This is a genomic window from Phycisphaerales bacterium (genome assembly GCA_029268515.1).
Taxonomy (GTDB): Bacteria; Planctomycetota; Phycisphaerae; order Phycisphaerales; family SM1A02; genus JAQWNP01.
The window spans coordinates 1-22,832 of sequence record JAQWNP010000010.1 but is presented as its reverse complement, the minus strand read 5'-3'; the positions used below and the strand labels follow the sequence as shown (position 1 = coordinate 22,832).

The following is a 22,832-nucleotide window of genomic DNA, read 5'->3' as shown; positions in this document are numbered from 1 at the left end:
TAATGACAGGGAGTTAAAGCGTGGTATTCGGTCTATTGAAATCGCGTCGCGCCAAAGCATCGCAAGCAAGTAGCAATGATCAAACCGTTCATATTGACGGTGAACTCGAGCCTCATATTCATGAGGTAGGCAAGAAGCTTCTTAAGCTTTCTGACGAGCAGAAGCAAAGCTTGCTTTCAACTGCTTTTTGGTCAGACAAACTCATGAACTGGGCCATGCAAGATGAAGCCTTCAAAGTTCAGTTGTTTCGATTCGTCGATACATTCCCGATGCTTAAGACGCCTGAGCAGGTCCATGACCACTTGACCGACTATCTCTCCCAACCGGGTGTCACGTTGCCATCGGGGTTAGGTATTGGTCTTAAGGGCGGGGGTCTCTTTAAAGGACAAATGACTAATCTGGTCACCGGTCGCATCAAGGCGATGGCCCAGCGATTTATTGCTGGCGAAGATGCTCGCTCAGCGGTCCCCTATCTGGAAAAACGCTGGCTTAAAAATGTTGCTTTTTCAGTCGACCTGCTCGGTGAAGCGTGTGTGAGCCATGCAGAAGCAAAGGTTTACCAGAACCGTTACCTCAAACTCACCCAAGAGATTCCTGAGCTTGCCGCTGCATGGCCGGCCAATCCACTCCTCGAAACGGACCACCTTGGACCAATTCCTCGCACCAATCTCTCAATCAAGATCAGTTCCCTCTTTTCAAATACTGATCCGATTGATGCTGAAGGTTCTATCTCGGCACTCGTAAAACAACTGGGCCCCATCCTCCAATCTGCGAAAGAGCATAATGCGCTTATCAACTTTGATATGGAGCAGTTTGAGCTGAAGGATCTCACCCTTGATCTATTCATGCGGTGCTGCGAAACGTATGACTTTGAAGCAGGCATCGCCATGCAAGCCTACTTACGGACTGGTGATGATGATGCTCGGCGAATTGTTAAGTGGGCCGCTGAATCTGGCCGTCAGGTCACTGTACGCCTGGTCAAGGGTGCATACTGGGATTACGAAGTCATCCATGCTGAGCAAATGGGCTGGCCGGTGCCAGTTTGGACCACCAAATCAGATACCGATGCCTGCTTTGAGCGTATGACACAGATCTTTGTTGATGCAATTCCAACGAGCCGCGACCAAGGTGGTGTAAAACTTGCTTTGGGATCACACAACGTACGTTCAATTGCTGCTGCGATCGCGATGATCGAACAGCGAGGTCTGCCGCACAATGCTATTGAACTCCAGATGCTTCATGGCATGGCTGATCGAATTAAAGACGCTGCTATTGCCATGGGCTTTCGACTGCGAGAATACGTTCCTGTCGGCGAAATGATTCCAGGCATGGCCTACCTTGTTCGTCGACTTCTTGAGAATACGTCTAACGAATCATGGCTTCTCTCCGAAGCTGGTTCAGAAAGCGATATCGATTCCCTTCTTGCCAGCCCTCATCGTGATGAGAAGGAAGAGTCACCTTTAGGTCGTCTGGATCAAGCTGCCGAACGCCACCATTTATCAGTTGCTGCCGAGGGCGTAGGTGATGACCGCCCCTTCTTCAGCGAACCAATGCGCGACTTTGCCGATGCCAAGCAGCACACTGCTTACAGCAAGGCGATCGACAAATACGCGGTCCCTCGTGTTGCTATTGATGCCACGGTCGATGATGCCAACAAGGTAGTGACAACCTGCGCTGAAGCCTTCCCCGCATGGCGTGACACAGCACCCCGTGAAAGATCCAAGGTGCTTGTCAACGCGGCTCAGTTGATGCGTGAGCGCCGCGATGAACTGTCGGCGATTGTGCTGAAAGAGTCTGGTAAGACTTGGCGCGAGGCCGACGCTGACGTCTGTGAGGCCATTGACTTCCTTGAATATTACGCTCGCGAGGCGATCAGCCTCTTTGAATTGCATCGACTCGGCGCCTTTATTGGCGAGCTGGATCAACAGTGGCACCAACCGCGTGGCGTCGCAGTGGTCATCAGCCCGTGGAACTTCCCACTCGCAATCTGTACCGGCATGACCAGCGCCGCATTAGTGACGGGCAATACTGTTGTCGTCAAGCCCGCTGAGCAGACACCGGCGATTGCAAAAATCATGTGCGATATTCTCTGGCAAGCTGGAGCTCCGAAACAGGTGCTGCAGTTTATATCAGGGCCAGGCGAGACGGTCGGCGCTGCACTCGTCAGAGACCCACGTGTTTCGTTGATCGCATTCACAGGTTCCAAAGCAGTGGGCCTTGACATTATCTCTGCTGCAGCCAACACCCCCAACGACCAGAACTTTGTGAAGAAAGTTATCTGTGAGATGGGCGGTAAGAACTCGATCATCATCGATACTTCGGCCGATCTTGATGAAGCAGTGTTGGGTGTGCGTGCCAGTGCCTTTGGTTTCCAAGGCCAAAAGTGCTCTGCATGTAGCCGAGTGATTACGGTTGGTGATGTACACAAACAATTTGTTGAGCGTCTCGTCGAATCAACACGCACCTTGGTTGTCGGTAAGCCTGTGTCGCCTGGAACAGACATTGGACCCGTCATCGACCAAGAGGCTGCCAACAAAATTCGCAGCTATGTCGAGCTTGGCAAACAAGAGGCGACACTTGCACTGGGATCCGAAGTGCCTGCTGGCCTCGAAAATGAAGTTGGAATGCCATATGTCACGCCTCACATCTTTACAAATGTTGGTCCTGAAGACCGCTTGGCCCAGGAAGAAATCTTCGGCCCAGTTCTGGCCGTCATTCAAGCGACAGACTTTGAGGACGCACTGCGTATTGCGAATAACACACAGTACAAGCTGACTGGAGGCGTCTTTAGTCGCAAGCCCGCTCACCTGGACATGGCCCGCGATCAATTTCGTGTCGGCAATCTGTATCTCAACCGCACTTGCACAGGCGCCCTGGTTGGCCGACAACCGTTTGGTGGGTTTGGCCTCTCCGGCATTGGTTCTAAAGCTGGTGGCTCAGACTACCTCCTTCAATTTGTTGAGCCGCGTTGCGTCAGTGAAAACACCATGCGACGTGGGTTTGCGCCAGGGCTGTAGATCACATCAATTGAGGTCTGACACAAGCAATTAGACCTGCTTCAGAGAAACACGAACTCGATCTCTGACCGTTTCCATCGCCTTTAGAGAAATGACATGAAAACAAAGATTGTAATCGCGCTATTGGTTGGCCTTATCACTTCAACCGCAGGTGCTCAGGCCCCAATTGATACCAATGCGATTGATCAGGTCTTCTCCAAATGGGATAAGCCTGATTCACCAGGTTGCACCGTTGCCATCCTAAAGGATGGAAACATCGTCTACGCCAAAGGGTTTGGTATGGCGAATCTTGATTACCTGGTGCCAAACCAACCCAACACTGTCTTCCGCATTGCTTCGACTTCAAAGCAAATTACTGCAGCACTCATGGCCCTACTTGCTCAAGAAGGCGTTTTGTCACTGGACGATGACATCCGAAAATGGATTCCTGAGATACCCGATTACGGCAAGACCATCACCATAAAAGATTTGATTTATCACGTCAGTGGCTTACGCGATTACACCAGCATCATGTATTTGAATGACACGCTTGATGATCATTGCAGCGATGAAGAAGCCTTGGCGATCATCTCCCGGCAGAAAGGGGTTAATTTCGACCCTGGAACTCGATTCAGTTACTGCAATACCGGCTACTTTTTACTTTCCGTGATTTGTGAGCGAGCGACTGGGCAAACCATTCGAGAATCTGCAGAAGACTATATTTTCGAACCCTTAAAAATGACGCATACTCATTTTCAGGACGACTACAGAGAGGTGATACCGAATCGAGCAATTGGATACGAACGCGATGATGATCGAGACTGGAAGATCTCAACAACGCGCATGGAAATGTGTGGCGACGGTGGCATTTTCACAACAGTCGAAGATTATGCCCTTTGGGATGAAAACTTTTATACCGGGCAAGTTGGTGGCCCCAACTTCCTAAAAACGATTCAAACCCCTGGTGGCATGAATGCTGGGCAGCCTCAAGGCTACGCCTTTGGCCTCGACATTAATGAACACCGAGGCCTGCCGGTCGTTTCTCATGGGGGCGCTTGGGTTGGCTATCGCGCTGAGATGATCCGTTTCCCAGAGCAGCACTTCTCTGTGATTTGTTTTTCAAATGCTGCCAACTGTTCACCAACGAAACTCTGCTATGAGGTTGCTGATATCTGTCTAGAAGACATCTATCCAAAAGAAGAAGCAAAAGAGCCACAAGCACAAGAACCCCCAAGCAACGAAGATCGTGAAGGCAAAAAAACTAAACAAAAGAAAAACGTGGATCTCACTCCAGCGCAACTGCGTCATTGCCTGGGACGCTATTACAGTGAAGAATTAGGAATGCTCTGTCATATCGAAATGAACGATGGTGCCTTGGCGCTTCGTGTAAGCGGTGATGTATACGATCTTCGCGCCATAAGCCCCGATCGATTTCGTGGCGCGTTCAATACCCAACTTACCTTCCAAAAACATGAAGGCGAGATCACAGGATTTCTTCTTGATCAAGATGATCTACATGGGCTAAAGTTTGAGCGAATCGAACCCCATCCATCTCGTTAAGCAATAAACAGAGCGTCTGCCAAGGGAATTATGAATGCCCCGATGCGAATGGTGTGGTGATGATCCGATCTATGTCGACTACCACGACAAAGAATGGGGTGTGCCTGAGCACCGAGATCGCCAGCTCTATGAAAAGCTATGTCTCGATGGTTTTCAAGCAGGTTTATCATGGATCATTGTCCTGAAGAAACGCAAGAGTTTACGACTGGCTTTCGACAACTTCGATCCTGAAAAGGTCGCGCGGTTTGGCACCCGTCAAATCAATAGGCTTCTGAAGGATGCTCGCATTATTCGAAGTCGTGCCAAGATTACGGCGACGATTGGTAACGCCCAAGCCTGGCTCACCATTATGGAATCAGGACGTGGTTCCTTCAACGAATTTCTTTGGAAGCATGTCGATGGAGCGCCAATTGTCAACCACAGAAAGCCAACGCAGTCGTGCGCCACTCAAACCAGACAGAGCCGAGAGATGGCAAAGGAACTTAAAAAACATGGCTTTAAGTTTGTCGGACCAACCATTTGTTATGCATTCATGCAAGCTGTGGGCATGGTCAACGACCATGCCATTGACTGCCCACGGCATAAGCAGGTGCAACTGCTTTACGATAAATAATTGCCACAAATGGTCCGGTGAAACAATCAGATTTTGGAATTAGCGAGGCAGTTTCACGTTCTTACCGCACTCAGTACAGATTTCTGTTTCCATGGTGAGTGCTTGATAACCACAGTGCACACAAATCGGTATATCAAATTCACGAATGCGTGCTCTGATGAATTTGCGATATCTCAACAACGCTAAAAAACCAAATGGCACTGCTAAAAATGCCAAGCCAAAGACGACAAAAATACTTGTGTCGAATGTTGGCGTGGGATCACTCACAATGAATAAGAGCACACACACGAGAAGCATGAGTGGCGCAATAAAAATTTGCAGCAGCGCTTGAAGCAATCGCCACATACACCTTTGTTCGATCGCTTTACGTGCCTTTTGATCAGGCAACAAATCAAGCTCAGGGACATGAAGCAAAGGTATTTTCATCAGTGCGCTACCGCATCTCTTCCTACTATTTCCGTGATCACTTTGTTTCTATTCCCCTCAGCAATGTTCTGAGTGCAAGCTGACTTGCGTCATTGACCGCAATATTACCTTCCTGCGATGCACTGAATGCAGCAAACACAACAGCATCAATGGAGGCAGTAATCCATCGCGTTGGAATATCAGCTTCGATCGAACCTTCTGACTTCGCCCGATCGACTATTGCAGCCATGATCTCATACTGGCGGCCAAGTTCCTTGAGAAGCTCTGGTTCATGCCAGATGTCATACTGCCTCCAGATGAAATGCCATCGATCACCCATTGGCACAATGGCTTCGACGATTGCCTTGATCACCGCAATCGCTGATCCCTTGTCCTGACTTTCCTCTGCAAAGACCTTGTCTATCTCGCGCAGCGACTGAGCCGCGACTTCCTTCATCAAAGCATCCTTAGTCCCAAACAACCGGTGCAAGGTGACCCGCTTGACACCCGCCTCCGTTGCAACATCAGACAGCGTTGCACTGGGACTCGCCGAAAAGACACGAATGGCTGCATTGATGAGACTATTTCTGGTTGATTGGGCTGGGACTGGCATGATACATTATTGTCTCATTTGGTCCTTGAGTGTCAACAGAAGTGCAAAAAAACACCATAGCGGGTACTGCATGAGCCCAGTAGCTGCTCCCTATCACCTGACTGATGCCGCACCACGATCAAGCAACCGGTATTGCACTGCCTCGGCAATGTGATGTGCTCGAACGACTGATGATGATTCCATGTCTGCAATCGTGCGCCCCAGACGCCTTAGTTTGTCATAGCCGCGCGCACTGAGGCCCAGTGAGGTCACCGACTGATGCAAGAGTTCTTGACCGTCACCATCAATCACAGCCATCTTGTCCAGCTGCGGCCCACTGAGATAACTATTGCGAACCTGCCCCTGCCTTTTGTGCTGAAACACCCATGCTTGCTGCACTTGTTTTTTTAGCTGCTGAGAGCTGGTACCCGTACGCGTGGAGATAAGATCACTAATCGGCACCTCCGGTACTTCCACATGCACATCGATACGGTCAACAATCGGACCAGAAATCTTTCGACGTGTTACCGTCGAAAGACCTCCAGCAGTGTGATAACCATCTATGGTTGGATTGATCGCTGCGACAAGCATAAAACGAGCAGGAAAACGAATCGTACCCTGAGCTCTCGCAATGGTGACATAGCCATCTTCAAGCGGTTGCCGAAGTGTCTCTAGTACATCGCGACTAAACTCTGGCATCTCATCAAGAAAGAGCACTCCATGATGAGCAAGGCTCACATCACCTGGCCGTGGTATTGGTCCCCCTCCGACAATCGCTGGAGCAGAGGCGGTGTGATGGGGCGCCCGTACTGGGCGTTTGAGAATGACCGGGCGGTCGTGTGTGAGAGACCCAGTGGAGGAATAGATGCGTGTCACCTCAAGCGCCTCATCGGATGTGAGAGGCGGCAAAATACCGGGCAGCGCTTTAGCCATCAAGGTCTTACCAGTACCAGGTGGCCCGAGCATCAGAATGTTATGCCCACCAGCCGCAGCAATTGTCATTGCTCGCTTGGCTGGCTCCTGTCCGCGAATCTGAGCAAAGTCCACCTCAGGTTGCTCTTGAGACAAGACCGATTGCAGGTCGATCTTGGGATGGCAGTTCAGTGATACTGTTTCGTTGAATATCGCAACAACATCCTCCAAATGCTCGACTGGAATCACATCAATGTCATGAACCAATGCTGCTTCGTTCGCATTGATATGTGGCACGATGACACCACGAAAACCCTGCTGCCGAGCCAATAGAGAGAGCCCGACAGCGCCATTAATAGATCGAACCCGCCCATCCAATGCCAACTCACCGGCAAAGAGATACTGATCTGGTACTGGTTGGATCTCAGGAGCGATACAAGTCGTTTCATTACTCGCAAGCGGCACTGCTTTCTTCGTAATGGTGCCATCAGCAATCAGCAGCGCCGTCGCAATAGCGAGATCATAAACCGGTCCTTCCTTACGTAGATCTGCAGGCGCTAAATTAATCGTGACACGATTGGCAGGATATCGGTAGCCACTGTTGAGAATGGCGGTGCGAACTCGTTCTGTTGCTTCGCGCACAGCAGCGTCAGGCAAACCAACAATAGTAGTCCGAGGCAGACCTTGATTACTGAGATCGATTTCAATCTCACAAAGCGTTGGTTCGATGCCTTGAAGTACGAAACTATGCACACGGCTGATCACACCTCAAGCTTAGACACACCTGATCAGTCCATAGAACATTCAACACAAAGAGGTAACATTTCAATTTCACAGAAGATCGAGAAATCACTTATCCCTGGTGAAAGCGCCGATCACACTTTGAAAAAAACCCAATTGCTAGGTGTCGCCTTCTAATTTGTCGGTATCTAATCGGGCATCTTCGGCACTCCACAGCTGGAGTCGCTCCACCAATCGTTCCCCCACCTCTACTTCTTCATCGGCGATGTCATCCGCACCAGCAGAACGAAGCACTTGTACATATTTGGCATGTCGTGATCGACTGAGGATATGCAAATCTGGCACCATCGAGCGAGCTTGGGCAACCACTTGGGTAGCAATACGATAGTCGGGCACAGTGACCACCAGCGCCGCTGCGCTTTCAATTTCAACATACTCCAAGATCTCACGATGCTGAGCAACACCAACGACCGCATCAATCCCATCATGTTGAATCGCTGCCACCGTTACAGCGTTCATCTCAATAACGACTGGTGTTCTTCCAGCCTCCCGTACAGCATGTACAACTGCTCGGCCAGCCGGGCCATAACCCACAACAACCACGTGATCTGACCATCGATGATCAGCACGATCCGTAGAGGGTGTCACGTCGGCGGCAAAACCAAGAGCTGCCAAGCCCTTGGTGAGCCTACTTCCAATCGGCCGAGCATGACTGACTAAGACCGGCGCTACCAAGAGGGTCAAGAAGGTGACCACAATGATCTGCCGACCGATCTCATCGTTGAGGAGACCTGAGGTCACCGCTGCTCCACCAAGAACAAATGAAAACTCACCGATTTGGGCCAAGCATAGACCGGATGCCCATGACACCTGATCGGGCCGACCCAGTAAACGTAAAATGATATACATGATGACTGTCTTGCCAAAAATAATGGCAATTGCGCAGACGATCACGAGTCCAATTGTTGTTGGCGTACCAAGCTGTGAGATGTTGATGAGCATGCCAACTGAGGCAAAAAAGAGTGTGAGTAAAATAGCCTTTAGAGGCGCAACATCGGCTCTGATTTGATGCGCAAATGGGGAACCCGCCAGGAGCAGGCCCGCAATAAATGCACCAAGCGCTGGTGACAAGCCCAAGTAGTTAGCAAGCCAAGTAGCCGTAAAACAGGCGACAACAGCTAAGAGAATGGCTGATTCACGACTTCGTGTGAGCACCGTCATACTCAATAGTCGAGGCATCAGAAATACAAAGAGCAAGGCCGCAACAGCCACTAGCGCCACACCATTACCGAACAGTTTCGCTATTGACCCGGCCGTTTCACCAAAACTCCCACCCATACCCAACAAAGAGATCAACAACAGTAACGGCACCGTCGCAATATCTTGAATCAATAAGACACCGAAGACAGTGCGCCCATGCGCTGAATCGAGTTCAGATCGGCTTTCAAGTATACGAGCTACTGTCGCTGTGGAACTCAACGCAGCAACAGCACCAATAGCCAGCGCACCACCAGCCGGCACACCAATGAACCACGCAATGAGACCTGCGACTGCCAGTGTTCCCACTACCTGGAAGCTACCAATCATGGCCGTCAACCAACCAAACGCTCGCAAGCGATCAACAGTCACTTCCAAACCAATTGTAAATAACAACAATGCCACACCAAGCTCAGCGGTATGACTAATCTCACTACCATGTCCATCAATAAGACCGGTCACGCTCGGGCCAAGAATAATGCCCGCTACCAAATATCCAACAATAGCGCTTAGGCCAATACGCTCAAAAACAAGCCCAGCCAGCAACGCTGCACCAAGCAGTAGAACAACGTCCCCAAGTACATGCCACATACCCATTACGCGGGCCCTTCATTCGTAGGTCACAACGTTCCACTTGCAAGCCTACTCGAAGTATGGAGGACGTGTCAGTGGATCAAGATGTCGCCGAAGAGGACGGCTCCTTGATTCCAGCAGCTGCTTCAGCAGCCAGGGAGGCTTCCCCGTCATCCATATTGCCAACTGGTTTGAACTGCTGCTCTTCTTGAGGCGCATCCCAGTAAGGTATGTCAGCGGGACCTGGTCGAGGGTATCGTCCACGACTACGCTGCCTCAGCTCAGCACGTAATTCTAATCGCATGACCTCGAGCTCACGCCGGATCATATCCATCGCCTCATCACGATCCATTGATTCAAGTTCGGACCATTCAATAATCCTACCAACCCGTGTCATGATGCGACCGCGAAGATAAGGCTTCTTCCGGACACGCGGCCAAACATCAGCAGCGCCCTCTACCGCTACGAGTTGAATAGGTGCTTTCGACTTCTTTGCTAACATCAAGGCACCACGCATAAAAGGCCCTAGACGTCCATCGACCGAGCGGCCACCCTCTGGATAAAGCAACACACACCCACCACCTTTAAGTTCGTCAAGCGATATACGCATCGTCTGCCTATCGCCACCTTTGCCCGAAATTGGAATAACGCCAAAGATCTTCATGCCAAAAGCTAAAAATTTGTTTGCGAAGAGACTCTTGCGGGTCAGAAATAGCACTGGACGATCCCAAACTGTCATGCCGACAGCTGGCACGTCCAAAAATGATTGGTGGTTTGCAACAAATATTAGTGGCCCTTTTCGAGGTACACGTGAACGCTCCGTACGTCGAAGTCGATAGAGCACCATGTAAATATAAAGCACAATACGTGGGCAAATAGTCCAGTTCCAGAACACATTCCATCTTGTTCTTGTCGGGCCTCGACGCTTAAATTGAAAAGTATGAAAGACCACAAGGATCTCCTATTTCTTCGACAACAACACCGCTCGAGATTCCTTCTCTAGCACATCGACAACCTCGGCCAAAGAAAGCTTACTTGTATCAACAATGATCGCACCTGGTGGACATCGCAGCGGCGCTTCCGCGCGCGATGTATCAATTTGATCACGTGATTCAATATTTTCACGAATAGCTGATTCAGCAACTGACTTGCCCGCTTCTTCCATTTGATGGGCTCGGCGTTTCACCCTGACACCGACATCGGCCGCCAGAAAAAATCGTGCTGTGGCATTCGGGAATACGACTGAACCTTGATCCCGGCCTTCCGTTACCAGACCAGGATGGGCCGCCGCGATTTCTCGCTGGCGATGAACCATGACATCACGAATTGCTTTATGTGCTGATACGATTGAAACAGCAGAACTGATATCAAGTTCTCGAATACGCTCACTCACATCACGCTCACCGATACGAATAAGCGGTGGCTGCCGCTGCCAATCGAAGCCAATATGGGCTTCTTCGACAGCCTGAGCCAAACCTTCTCCATTATGAATATCGATGCCATTCTCAATAGCAACTAGGGTGGCCGCTCGGTACATGGAACCTGTATCGAGGACTTCCAAGCCGAGGCGTTCAGCCAGCTCAGCAGCAGCACTTGATTTACCCGTGCCTGCAGGCCCATCGATGGTGATAATGACCCGTTTCAACTGTGCCATATCTTGATCGCTTCTCGGCGCTAGGTCGAGGTACAAGCTTCTATTGCAGCGACAAGCGACTCCCGCGCTTTAATAATGTTCTTAACTGGATCGGATTGACCAACATACTCAATGGCCAGTGTATTCACAAAGCTGACACTAATAATCGCTTCAATGCAGCTTTTTATATCAACACCCTTGTGTTTACCGTTACGCGTAAAATCTGTCACCGTTGCATGAATTGCGCCCGCATAGGGTGCCAGCATACGCAGCTCGTCAACTGGGGCTCCAGACTCAGCTGCATGACCAAAGGTTGGCATCGCTCCAATACGGAAGCCACCAATGCGTTTAATGAGATCGACAAGACGATCTCTCTGATCAGTCAAGCCTGCGTAAGGAACGATCAACATTGTGAGCTCTAGGCGCTCAATCGTTGGCATGATTCTCTTGAACATCTGAGCGGTCTGCTCAAGCCCCGCATCACTTTCAGGTGCAACACACCGAACTGCAATGGCATTACAGCCAAGTCGATTGGCTGCCGTGGCCAGTCGCTTTATCCGCTCTTCAGCTGCATCATTAATCGAGGCCTTCGTAGCCGAAAGCTTTAGTTCAGATTCATCTTCAAGCACGAGGCATGGACAGGCAGCCTTATCAGCCTCATCACGTAGATTGTCCATATCTGAGAGAGACCAGCCAGCGAGCATGCTGGCCGAGACATTGAGACCGCGGAGATCAAGCTCATTCATAGTGAAGGCAGGGACTGCCAAGAGCGACATTGAATTCTGATCCTGGGTATCTCCAGGCTTTGCCAATAATGATCGCAGGGAAGATGTAGCTAAGGTCAACAGCATTTTGAGAATAGGAGTCCAATTCAATGACCCCCAGTTTCTTGCAGTCACGAGTCTATCGCAGAAGAGAGCTGCAGCAAGTCCAACGGAGATCTGACCCCGACATCACCTCTATGAGGTTGGCTCGGCAACATCGCCGTTTGGCCACCTTTCAAGCTCCAATCGTGGAAAACCCAGACTGCACAGACCAGAAAGCCTGTTCTCTCGTGAGGCCCAAAAATATCACCGTCTCGGATTGAATTGCTCTCTCTGAGCGGCTCAGCCTTGTCCAATGCGAGTCGGAAGGCACCAGTCTAGATAAAACATGGATGAAGCCACCCCTTCTACTGGCTCGTGGGGAGGATAGTCGACCATTCCGTCTTCAATAAAAAAGACCTAAGCAGCCATCTTGAGATCAAATCCAGATCGCTTTTTTTGTCGCCATCGAGACCAACCCCACCCATTTAATTACACGGAATCCAGGTTGCATTGATTCCAAAATGGACCCTGCCGCTGACAGCGGTATGATGCCCCATCTTGCATGTTCAATGCCAATATGTGGATTCAAGAACCTTCCCGAAGATCTCACCCGGAGCTTGTAGAAATGACCGAATCTAATCAACGCCGATACACCGCTACCCACGAGTGGTTTCAAGTCACCGACGATGGTGTCACTGTTGGCCTGACGGCCTATGCCGTCAATGAGCTGACTGACATTACTTATGTCGAGATGCGGGACCAGGGCACAGCAATTGCCGCCGGCGATGTTGTTGGAGAGGTTGAGTCCGTCAAGACCACCAGCGATATCTATTCCGCTGTGACGGGTGAAATCGCACAAGTTAATGAAGCTTTGAATGAAGATCCATCACTCATCAATAGTGATCCGTATGGCCAAGGCTGGCTCATTCGAATTAAGTCAGACAACACAAGTTCACTCGATGAGCTGATGAGCGAAGCAGAGTACGCTGAGAAATATCCGGTTGAATGACCAAATCGAAATAGACCGTCAGAAGTCGGATACGTCTTGCAGCATCACGTTAACCGATATCCATAAACGCTACCGTACAGGCCAGCTTGACGTGCACGCCCTGCGCGGACTCAATCTCACGATTCAAGAACCTGGTTTCTACGGAATCATGGGTCCTTCCGGCAGTGGAAAGTCGACGCTACTCCATTTGATGGCTGCGCTAGATCGCCCCGATCGTGGCCAAATTAGCATCAATGGATTTCAGCTCGATCAGATGTCTGAGTCTCAGCTCACGCTTTTTCGCCGCAAGCAAATTGGAATCATCTTCCAACAGTTCAATCTGATTGCAACACTAACAGCCATTGAAAACGTCACCCTTCCAGCAATGCTCGCTGGCATCAAGAAACGAGATCGCCTTGCACGTGGGCATGAGCTGCTTGATCAACTTGATCTACTGGACCGGGCGAATCACAGGCCTGATGCGCTCTCTGGCGGTCAGCAGCAGCGGGTTGCTATTGCTCGTTCACTGCTGTTCAATCCCTCAGTCCTTTACGCTGACGAGCCAACTGGAAATCTTGACTCTGCCTCAAGCGCACAGCTTTGGTCTCTGCTTGGCCACTTGGCTGAAACGCGCAACCTCACCGTATTGATGGTGACCCATGAACCTGAAGCTGCTTCGCACTGCCGTCAACTTTTTCTTCTCCGTGACGGCGTCTTTGAATCGAAAATAAACACTGATGAAATGGATTCTGCCGAGCTTCTGGCTCGGACTCAACATCATCCGGGCACGGTGGGTACGTAGCCTACTACTGACATTAGTTGTCCTGCTGGCGGCTAGCTTGGTCGTCGGTATTTCATGTGGCGTTGCGTCGGTGCAGACCAGCCTCACTGATGGACTTGCGCGCATGATCGGATCAGCTGACGCGCGCGTCATTCATCAACTCACTGGTGGTGTGCCTTGGTCTGTACGTGAAGAAATTGAAGATTGGCCTGGAGTTGCAACCTCATACGCTCGTTCACGACTGGCTATTGAATTGGCCGCTACTGATGGATTCCATTTTGCTCCGGATGCAGAAAAACTGGGGCGCACCTATGCCATGCTTGATGGCTTTGAATTAAACAAAGATTCGGCTGTAGCAAAGGCCATTGTCACTGATGGCCGACGTCCGGAACGAAAACATGAAGTCATGATTGATACTGTCTCTGCAGAGATGCTGCCGGTGTCTTTGGGACAGCGACTCATGTTGCGTCAGCGCGGAGGCAAAACCGCAGTGACGATCGTAGGCTTCTACGAACTTCAGCGGCCTCGCTTGACACCCTCTCCCTACCTCATGGCCTCACTTGATCTTGTCAGGGAGCTTTCAGGGCGACCCGAGGAAATCAACGAGGTCATGATCGTGTTAGATCCAGATCAGGATCCGCGCACCTTCTGCAATGAGGAAGCTGGCCGCGTCAAACCTCCGCTTATTTTGGAGCCCTCAGAACTCCTGCGTATTGGCTTTGATCGCCGCCTTGGGGCCGTAGAATTTAGTCTGCTTATTGCCACAATCATGGGCTTTCTCAGTTGCACATTTATCATCGTGACAGGACTGACCACTTCGGTCACCGAACAGCAGCGTGAGATGGCCATTACACGCTGCATTGGCGCTTGGCGAAGTCAGCTATTTCTTGCCCAAGTCATTGTTGGTGTCATCATAAGTTCTGTCGGTGGCTTACTCGGCATTCCAATTGGCATCCTTGTCAGCTGGATGATCCTGAGTATTTTCGGTGGCGATCTCCCTGTGGTTCTTACCGTCTCGCCATTGGGTATTCTGCTGGCAATCATTGGCTCATTAGCGGCTGGCGTCATCGGAGCTGTGTACCCCGCTTGGCTGGCCTGCCGAACTGATCCAATGCGAGCCATCGCACGTCGCGCAAAGCCCACATGGCGAGGTTCGCTCATCATTGCCGCAATGGTCGGCTGCTGCCTCATTTTACTGCAACTGCTACTACTACTCATTTCCGATCGAGAAGCGAGATTTATGGCCTTTGCATGGGCAGGTCTGCCGGCGGTCTACGTTGGCTATTTCTTGTTAGCGATCCCAATTGCATATATTGCTGCTCGGCCACTTGGCACATTAATAAGCTTGATCATGCGCCTTCCAAGTGGTGTGCTTTCAAACACTATTCTGGCCACACCAATGCGACAAGGACTAACCGCCGGCACACTCATGGTCGGCGTTGCTATTCTTGTTACGACCTGGGCAAACGGCCATGCACTCCTAAATGACTGGGTCGGTCAACTCACTTTTGCCGATGGCTTTGTCTTTGCGCCAAGTGGTTTATCACCTGAAGAACAAAAAAAGATTGCTGATGTCGATGGAATTGATGGTGCCTGCAGCCTAACCTATGCGCCGATGCGTGTGGAAGGAGAGCAGATCTTTGGCTTAGCTCGCTTCACACCACCCAACGTCATTGGTTTAGGTGTCGATCCTGACTGCTTCTTTGAAATGAACCGACCGGTCTGGGTGAGAGGATCTGTAGAAGAGGCTATTCAACCGCTTAAAGATGGCACTGGGGTGATCCTCTCAGATCGTTTCCTCACCGCTCGCGGCATTGATATCGGAGACACAATCAAGCTTGGAGCAGGGACACTAAACCGAGAATACACCGTGGTTGGCCTGATTCAAACTGGTGGACTTGAGCTTGCAACACAACTGATTGGAATTCAAAACGCTTACACAGAGCGTGCCATTAGCTGCGCTGTTTTCGACGAAACACAATTTCGACAGCACTTTGTTCTTGGCCAACCACAGATATTGGAAGTCGATGCAAATCCTGAGGTTGATGATGAGGCCCTAGCGCTTGCCATCTCCAATGCAGCGCCAGGAGCAACATGGCGAAGTGGTCGGTGGATTCTGGATACCATCAATGGTGTTGGGCAAGATGTACTTCTGCTGCAAAGCGCTATTGCCGCAGGCGCGCTTCTTGTGGCCAGTCTCGGCCTTGGCAATATCTTGCTGGCCTCTATTCATGCACGGCGGTATGAGTATGGTGTCCTGCGCAGTATTGGCACGCAACGCACCGTCTTGGTTCGAATGATCCTCGGAGAGTCCATTTTCTTGGCGCTGATCGGAGCCATTATTGGCACCGCGCTCGGCATGCACCTGGCATGGGTCGATACCTACCATTATCAAGAACTAGCGGGCCTCTCCGTTCGCCTTCACTTCCCCCTGGCTGCAACGGCCATCGCCTGGGCGGCCCTACTGCTGGTCACCTGCTTAGTGACCGTGCCCGGCTTGATTGCCACCGTTCGCCCCACCGCAGGCCAGCTTATTTCTCTGGGACGCACTGGCTGATCTGCAAGCAAACTACAATACAAGCATGGCTGATGACCAACGCTTTGAAATCAAGAGCCCCTTTATACCGATGGGCGATCAGCCCAGCGCTATTGCGGCGCTGACAGCTGGACTGCAAGCCGGCTCCAATGCTCAAACGCTTCTTGGCGCGACCGGAACAGGCAAGACCTTCACCATGGCGAATGTCATTGAAGAGGTCCAGCGACCAACGCTCATTATGAGTCATAACAAGACGCTGGCTGCGCAGCTCTACGAAGAAATGCGAGATCTGTTTCCAAATAATGCGGTCAGCTATTTCGTGAGCTATTACGATTACTACCAACCAGAGGCATACATTCCACAAAGAGATATTTACATCGAGAAAGATGCTTCTCGCAACCAAGATCTTGACCGTCTTCGACTCGCTGCTACGAGCCAACTACTCTCAAGGCGCGATGTCATCATTGTTGCATCAGTCAGCTGCATCTTTGGACTCGGTTCGCCAACAGCATACGGGCAGCGCATGCTAGCGATCACAAAAGGCGCCTCCATAAATCGGCGTGAGATCTTCATGAAGCTGCTGGCCATGCAATACAAACGAAATGACATTGAATTTCAGAGAGGCAATTTTCGTGTTCGAGGAGATGTCATCGAGGTCTTTCCTGCATATGAACAATATTCTGTGCGCATTGAACTCTTCGGTGACGAAATTGAGCGAATTGACTTAGTCAATCCAGTCACTGGTGAACTACTCGCAACTGAGAGTCAATACTTTCTGTTTCCAGCACAACACTATGTACTTCCTGATGAGAGTCTAAAGCCCGGCATTGATCGCATTCGTTCAGAGCTAGAAGGCCGACTCGAAAAATTAAAAAAGCAAGGGAAGCTCTTGGAGGCTCAGCGACTGGCAGCGCGAACTCGTTATGACTTAGAGATGCTTGAAGAAATCGGCTTCTGCTCTGGGATTGAGAATTACTCAGCGCCGCTTGAAGATCGTTCACCTGGAGATCGCCCTTCATGCCTCCTAGATTATTTTAATCATGTACCCGAATGTGATCCCAAGGACTGGTTGGTCTTCATTGATGAGTCACATGTCACGATTCCACAGATCCGAGCGATGTACAACGGCGATCGTGCCCGAAAACAAGTGCTGGTCGATCACGGCTTTCGGCTTCCAAGCGCTTTAGATAATCGCCCACTTACTTTTGATGAGTTCTCTGAAATCGTCCCTCAGATTATCCACGTATCTGCTACGCCAGCGCCCTATGAATTAGAACTGAGCGGCGGTGCGATTGTGGAGCAGGTCATTCGACCAACAGGAATTCTTGATCCACAGGTTGAGGTGAAGGCTGCAACCAACCAAGTTCCTGACTTAGTTGAAGAATGCCAACGATGCGCTGCAGCTGGAAATCGCGTGCTCGTGACAGTGCTTACAAAACGATTAGCTGAACAGCTCACCCACCATCTAGATGAATGCCAGCTGCGTGTGCGATTTTTACATAGTGATATCGACACACTCGATCGACTTGAAATCCTACGTGAATTGAGAGAAGGCCAATTCGATGTGCTGATTGGTGTCAATCTCTTACGTGAAGGGCTGGATCTTCCGGAGGTTGCCCTGGTTTGCATCCTTGATGCCGACAAGACCGGATTTCTACGCAGTGAGACGAGTCTGGTGCAAACCATTGGTCGCGCAGCAAGACATGTTGGAGCTCGAGTCATTCTTTATGCAGACAAGATGACACCTCAAATGCAAGCCGCGATGGATGAAACCTCCCGTCGACGCACTTTGCAAGATCAGTACAACCAGGAGCATGGGATCCAACCCAAGACTGTCCAGAAGGCTATTCGACGCGGAATTGAGATGGAACTTCAGGCTCGCCGCACAGCCCGAACTGCAATGAGTGGTAGTCGGGGTGCCACTTCAGAGGCTCGAGATGAACTCCTTGAGGTACTCGAACAAGATATGTTGGCCGCTGCCGACAAGTTAGAATTTGAAAAAGCAGCGTCAATCCGAGACGAGATGGAAGCTCTTCGCGCTGGTGGTGATCACCCACCTGACGATCGTGGGCGCCAAAAACGTCCCGGCCAGGCCCGTTCCCGCGCCGGCATTACGAGAAAAGGTAAGCGAAAAAACACCGGCCGGTGAAGAGATTCAACCGAACGCCGCATCACTTTTCCCGCTACACTTGTCAGACTATGCCTGCACCTATGCCATGCCCTAATCCATGTAATGTGCTGCTCATCGGTGGCGGTGGCCGTGAACATGCCCTCGCCTGGCAGCTCAAGCAATCGAAGCGGTTGGGCAAGCTCTACCTCACTGATAACAACAATGCGGCACTGAGCGACTTGGGCGAAAAATGCCCACTCGAATTGAACCTGAAAGAATCGTTCCGATTTGGACGATGGTGCGATGAGGCTGGAATCAATCTGATTGTGGTGGGTCCGGAGGTGCCTTTAGCCGAAGGAATCACCGATGCACTAGAGACGGATAAGCGTCGTGTCTTTGGACCAACGCGAGCAGGCGCCCAACTAGAAGCTGACAAAATATTTGCCAAACAGATCATGCGTCAAGCTGCCGTTCCAACTGGAGATGCTCGCATCTTTGAGCGACTTGAAGATGCCCGTCACTATCTAGAAGTTCGTGAGGGACCGTGTGTTGTCAAAGCATCCGGCCTCGCTGCTGGTAAAGGTGTCATCGTCTGTAAAGATGAGCATGAGGCACTTGCTGCTGTTGAGAAGATCATGGGCCAGCGTTCCTTTGGAGAAGCTGGCGCAAAGATTCTGATCGAAGAATTCCTTGAAGGCCAAGAAGTGAGCATTCTCGCACTCGTTGATGGTCGTACCATCTGGGTACTCGATCCGTGCCAAGACCATAAGCAAGTTGGAGAAGGTGACACCGGCCCTAACACTGGCGGCATGGGTGCTTATTGTCCCACACCACTCTTAACTGAAGAGATGCTCTCTGAGATTGAGCGTGAGGTCCTGGTCCCCACTGTCGACGCCCTGCGCCGTGAGGGAGTGACCTATCGAGGCGTCCTCTACGCAGGTCTCATGCTGACACCTGCGGGCCCGAAGGTACTAGAGTTCAACTGCCGATTTGGAGATCCTGAGTGCCAGCCACTCATGTCACGTTTTCGAGGCGACTTGGTTGAAGTTCTTTGGGCCTGTTCGACTGGCCAACTCGATGCCGTTGATTTTTCCTTTGATCCACGTACTGCATGTTGTGTGGTGATGTGTGCACAGGGATACCCTGACAGCTACGCCAAGGGGAATGTGATCACTGGTGTCGAGCAGTTTACTGATGCTGATGATATTCATGTCTTTCATGCAGGCACCACCCACTCCGATCAAAAACGATTGGTCACAAATGGGGGAAGAGTCCTCGGAGTCACTGCACTGTCAGACTCGTTAGAAGACGCACGGGACAAGGCTAATAGCGCTTGTGAAAAGATTGAATTCGAGGGCGCTTTTTTCCGTCGTGATATTGGCGATCGCGTCCTCAAGGTGACCCCAAAGGCACCACCTTTAAAACCCGATGGGCCTACCTCAGCTCATAAAGCTGACACGCAGTCGGTTTAATACTGAAACGCACATCGTAAATTCAGATGACTCAGTGCTTACAGCGCTATGGGCAGCTTGTCCCAAACACAACTAAGAATGCTGAGAAGTCAGCAATATCAATGACGCCACTGCCATCGATATCTTCAACGCAGCCTGAGCACGTTGTACCAAAGACCACCAAGAAGCTTGAGAAGTCAGAGATATTCACCTGATTGTCACCATTGAAATCTCCGACACACACAGGTCCATCATCACAGATCAAGACGTCGATTTTGATGTCATCAAAGCCAGCTTCAACAACCGACCCTGCACCAATATCACCAACTTCAAAGCGAATGCGGAAAACATCATTGAGCGCAAAGCCTGGAATCTCATGAAGATTGAAGCTCGAATTTAACCAGCCGCCACTCGCCTCTGGACCATCTGGGCCAATGACTTCCAGAACCTGCCAACTCACGCCATCGTCGTCCGAGATCTCAACTGTCATTGGATCCTCACCAGCCGAATCACCCACAGTATTAGAGAGCCAGTGATAGTACGACAGCACCACTTGAGCCCCGCTTGAATCCATCGCAGGTGACGTTGCAATCGTGTAGGAACCATCGACATCAGAGTTTCCATCAGCATTATCTGTCACGAAACAGAAGGAACCGCAATGAGCACTGGCTGGGTCACCGCGATCACCACCTCCAGCTGGAATAGCGCGTTCCCATCCGCCATCGACCAGGCCACTTGTGTTTTCAACACTCCAACCCAAATCGACTTCAAAACAATCAAGTGTCGTTGTACTGTCTTTTGCACTAATCGCGTCATAGGTCGAGCTGGGTGCTGCTGAGGGCCACCGATAGGTCGTACCAGATGTTGAATCGGCCTCAAAGTAATAGCTAACAAGAGAGCCACATTCAGTAGCTCCGAAGGCACCCGAAAGCAGGAATACACCAGTCGATCGAGATGGTGACAAAGCTGAAACTTCCCAACCACTACCATCGTTGTAGAAAAGCTTTCCAGATGAAGTGTCTAGTTGAGCACCACCTAACTCTGTGATTTCGATGGCCACCGATTCGCCACTTGGATCAATCTGGTCTGGCAGTACACCACCGAAGTCAAGACGATCAAATGAAATATCCCATACGAAGAGTCCTCGCTCCAAATCGCTACCAATAACGAGGCCATTGTCGAAGTAGGGATAGCTACTCCATAGTCCATTGAATTGCGCCGAGTCACTACCTGGATAGGTATCAAAGTATGCGACCTCAACTGGTGACAGTGGATCAGTTGCATCAAACACCCGGAGACCACTTCGATAGTTAGCCTCGTAAATCAGGTTATCTTTGGTGTACAAATTGTGATCAATTGCGCTACTTGAGTTTGGAATCAGACCTGCCTGAAACGGATTCGTCAAATCACTAACATCAATAATATGTGTGGCGGTCGCGATTCCAAAGTCACTTTCATCCAGCTCATCACCTAAGTAGAAATACTGTTCATCAACGCTGAGCCAGCCCTGGTGAGAATAAGCAGCTGTTGGATACTCGTAGTGTGCCAGTTCAACGAGATTGGCCTTATCGGTGACATCAAGCACTGTGAGACCGGTTTGGGCAAACCCACCATTCATCCCACCACAAAGGAATGCCATTTCGCGTCCAGCATAAGGACCTGTTTCCATCACCTTAATCTGCGCATCATGAACATAACGTGTTGTCCAGTCACCGATATAGGCTGGCGAAGACGGATTCGCAAGACTATAAATTCGCAGGCCATTACTTGAGCCGCCACAGCGATAAAGAAAACCCGTTTCGACACAAATTGCCACGTTATGAGTCGCTGTTGTGCCACCTGTCGTTGTGGTGCCAACGAGGTTTACAATGCCACTATCAATTGAACTCATATCAACAACCTGAATGCCGTTGCCACATTCACTGACCATGTACGCATGATCTTGGTAAACCTTGATATCTCGCCAAAGGCTATTACAACTTGGGATCATTTCGATGATCTGAGGGCTCGTCGGATTCGTGATATTGACAAAGAGTGTGCCATCAGAGAGACCCATGATTGCATATTTGTTTTCGCTTGGAGATGTGTAACCCCAACAATCATTCGCTGAGCTATGTGTTCCGAAACCTGCAGCTTGAATGTCTGCTAATGTGATCCACGATTTTAGCGTGACGTTCTCACTATCAAATGAACCCAGCGCACGTGCACTTTCTCCGGCCTTATATCCCTTGCCTTCATAGCGCCCTTTGAAGTCTCGAACTTTTGGGTCGTCCTGGTGCCCCGTCACCAAGTTTGCTGTGGTGATGACTGTTGTTGCTAGCAAGACAATGCCACAAGCTTTTTGCATACATGAAAGTTGCATTTGGAATCTGACTCCGTTTTCTCTGTCTTAAATCACTTCTCTAAATAATGTCGCCCAACCGATGTGGCGAGTCCCTTTGGGTAAGGAACCGCCAGCTCATGACCGCGCGCACCTTCTCTGTTTGATTATTCGGCCCAGGATCGCTATCGGTTGCTCAGAAAACAACCATTGAGCATCGAAGATGTACACCTATCAACCTTTTAAAAATACCCCAGAAACGGACTTAAAACCCAGAAAACAACCGTTTTAGCCATATCTAAGCCATTCAATAGCATCAATTTGTTCGAATAATCGGCATTGGCTCCAAAAAGAGTGACCGGCTCCAGGTGGAGCCGGTCACGATCAAGATCTACTACGACTCACAAAAGTGAGCGTTATGGGCAGTCTGTACCAAACACAACTAAGAATGCTGAGAAGTCAGCAAGATCAACGGTACCACTGCCATCGATATCTTCAACGCAGCCTGAGCACGTTGTACCAAAGGCCACCAAGAAGCTTGAGAAGTCGCTGAGTCCA

The 22,832-nt window shown here is 50.4% G+C and carries 16 protein-coding genes; 8 read left to right on the top strand and 8 right to left on the bottom strand.

What is annotated here, in order from left to right:
• Window positions 1–20: 20 nt before the first annotated feature.
• From P8J86_06685 to P8J86_06675, 3 genes are all read left to right on the top strand, one after another.
• The gene (locus tag P8J86_06685) at window positions 21–3,017 is read left to right on the top strand and encodes a proline dehydrogenase family protein (GenBank protein MDG2054375.1); all 2,997 of its coding nucleotides are present in this window, start codon (window positions 21–23) and stop codon (window positions 3,015–3,017) included.
• A 96-nt stretch (window positions 3,018–3,113) separates the two neighbouring features.
• On the top strand, window positions 3,114–4,556 hold the full coding sequence (locus tag P8J86_06680) for a serine hydrolase (protein MDG2054374.1): 1,443 nt from the start codon (window positions 3,114–3,116) through the stop codon (window positions 4,554–4,556).
• A gap of 34 nt (window positions 4,557–4,590) precedes the next feature.
• Window positions 4,591–5,169 (top strand): DNA-3-methyladenine glycosylase I, encoded by a 579-nt coding sequence (locus P8J86_06675; GenBank protein ID MDG2054373.1) that lies wholly within the window; start codon window positions 4,591–4,593, stop codon window positions 5,167–5,169.
• A 39-nt stretch (window positions 5,170–5,208) separates the two neighbouring features.
• Here the strand turns inward: P8J86_06675 and P8J86_06670 are convergent, their stop codons facing one another.
• The 7 genes from P8J86_06670 to P8J86_06640 all read right to left on the bottom strand — a co-directional run bounded on the left by P8J86_06670 (window position 5,209) and on the right by P8J86_06640 (window position 12,058).
• Window positions 5,209–5,595 carry a hypothetical protein gene (locus P8J86_06670; GenBank protein ID MDG2054372.1) on the bottom strand — a complete coding sequence of 129 codons (387 nt, stop codon included), beginning with the start codon at window positions 5,593–5,595 and terminating at the stop codon, window positions 5,209–5,211.
• A gap of 37 nt (window positions 5,596–5,632) precedes the next feature.
• Entirely contained in the window at window positions 5,633–6,187 is a 555-nt protein-coding gene (locus P8J86_06665) for a TetR/AcrR family transcriptional regulator (GenBank protein ID MDG2054371.1), read from the bottom strand.
• 93 nt (window positions 6,188–6,280) lie between these two features.
• Window positions 6,281–7,831: a YifB family Mg chelatase-like AAA ATPase gene (locus P8J86_06660; GenBank protein MDG2054370.1), complete on the bottom strand. Its 1,551-nt coding sequence runs from the start codon at window positions 7,829–7,831 to the stop codon at window positions 6,281–6,283.
• A gap of 147 nt (window positions 7,832–7,978) precedes the next feature.
• A complete protein-coding gene (locus tag P8J86_06655) occupies window positions 7,979–9,673 on the bottom strand; it encodes a cation:proton antiporter (GenBank protein MDG2054369.1) in 1,695 nt (564 codons plus the stop codon).
• A gap of 76 nt (window positions 9,674–9,749) precedes the next feature.
• Window positions 9,750–10,601: a lysophospholipid acyltransferase family protein gene (locus P8J86_06650; protein MDG2054368.1), complete on the bottom strand. Its 852-nt coding sequence runs from the start codon at window positions 10,599–10,601 to the stop codon at window positions 9,750–9,752.
• Between the two features lie 9 nt (window positions 10,602–10,610).
• Complete coding sequence (gene cmk, locus P8J86_06645) at window positions 10,611–11,303, bottom strand: (d)CMP kinase (protein MDG2054367.1); 693 nt, start codon at window positions 11,301–11,303, stop codon at window positions 10,611–10,613.
• 20 nt (window positions 11,304–11,323) lie between these two features.
• A complete protein-coding gene (locus tag P8J86_06640) occupies window positions 11,324–12,058 on the bottom strand; it encodes a TIM barrel protein (protein MDG2054366.1) in 735 nt (244 codons plus the stop codon).
• A gap of 655 nt (window positions 12,059–12,713) precedes the next feature.
• Here P8J86_06640 and gcvH point away from each other — a divergent pair.
• The 5 genes from gcvH (at window position 12,714) to purD (ending at window position 19,975) form a co-directional block, all read left to right on the top strand.
• The gene (gcvH, locus tag P8J86_06635) at window positions 12,714–13,097 is read left to right on the top strand and encodes a glycine cleavage system protein GcvH (protein ID MDG2054365.1); all 384 of its coding nucleotides are present in this window, start codon (window positions 12,714–12,716) and stop codon (window positions 13,095–13,097) included.
• A complete protein-coding gene (locus P8J86_06630; GenBank protein ID MDG2054364.1) occupies window positions 13,090–13,878 on the top strand; it encodes an ABC transporter ATP-binding protein in 789 nt (262 codons plus the stop codon). The genes gcvH and P8J86_06630 overlap by 8 nt, the downstream gene beginning before the upstream one ends.
• Window positions 13,814–16,414 (top strand): FtsX-like permease family protein, encoded by a 2,601-nt coding sequence (locus P8J86_06625; protein MDG2054363.1) that lies wholly within the window; start codon window positions 13,814–13,816, stop codon window positions 16,412–16,414. Before P8J86_06630 ends, P8J86_06625 begins: the two co-directional genes overlap by 65 nt.
• Before the next feature lie 25 nt (window positions 16,415–16,439).
• Window positions 16,440–18,542: an excinuclease ABC subunit UvrB gene (uvrB, locus tag P8J86_06620; protein MDG2054362.1), complete on the top strand. Its 2,103-nt coding sequence runs from the start codon at window positions 16,440–16,442 to the stop codon at window positions 18,540–18,542.
• A gap of 62 nt (window positions 18,543–18,604) precedes the next feature.
• A complete protein-coding gene (purD, locus tag P8J86_06615) occupies window positions 18,605–19,975 on the top strand; it encodes a phosphoribosylamine--glycine ligase (protein MDG2054361.1) in 1,371 nt (456 codons plus the stop codon).
• Between the two features lie 46 nt (window positions 19,976–20,021).
• Here the strand turns inward: purD and P8J86_06610 are convergent, their stop codons facing one another.
• Window positions 20,022–22,316, bottom strand: coding sequence for a choice-of-anchor B family protein (locus tag P8J86_06610; protein ID MDG2054360.1), 2,295 nt, complete (start codon window positions 22,314–22,316; stop codon window positions 20,022–20,024).
• Between the last annotated feature and the right edge of the window lie 516 nt (window positions 22,317–22,832).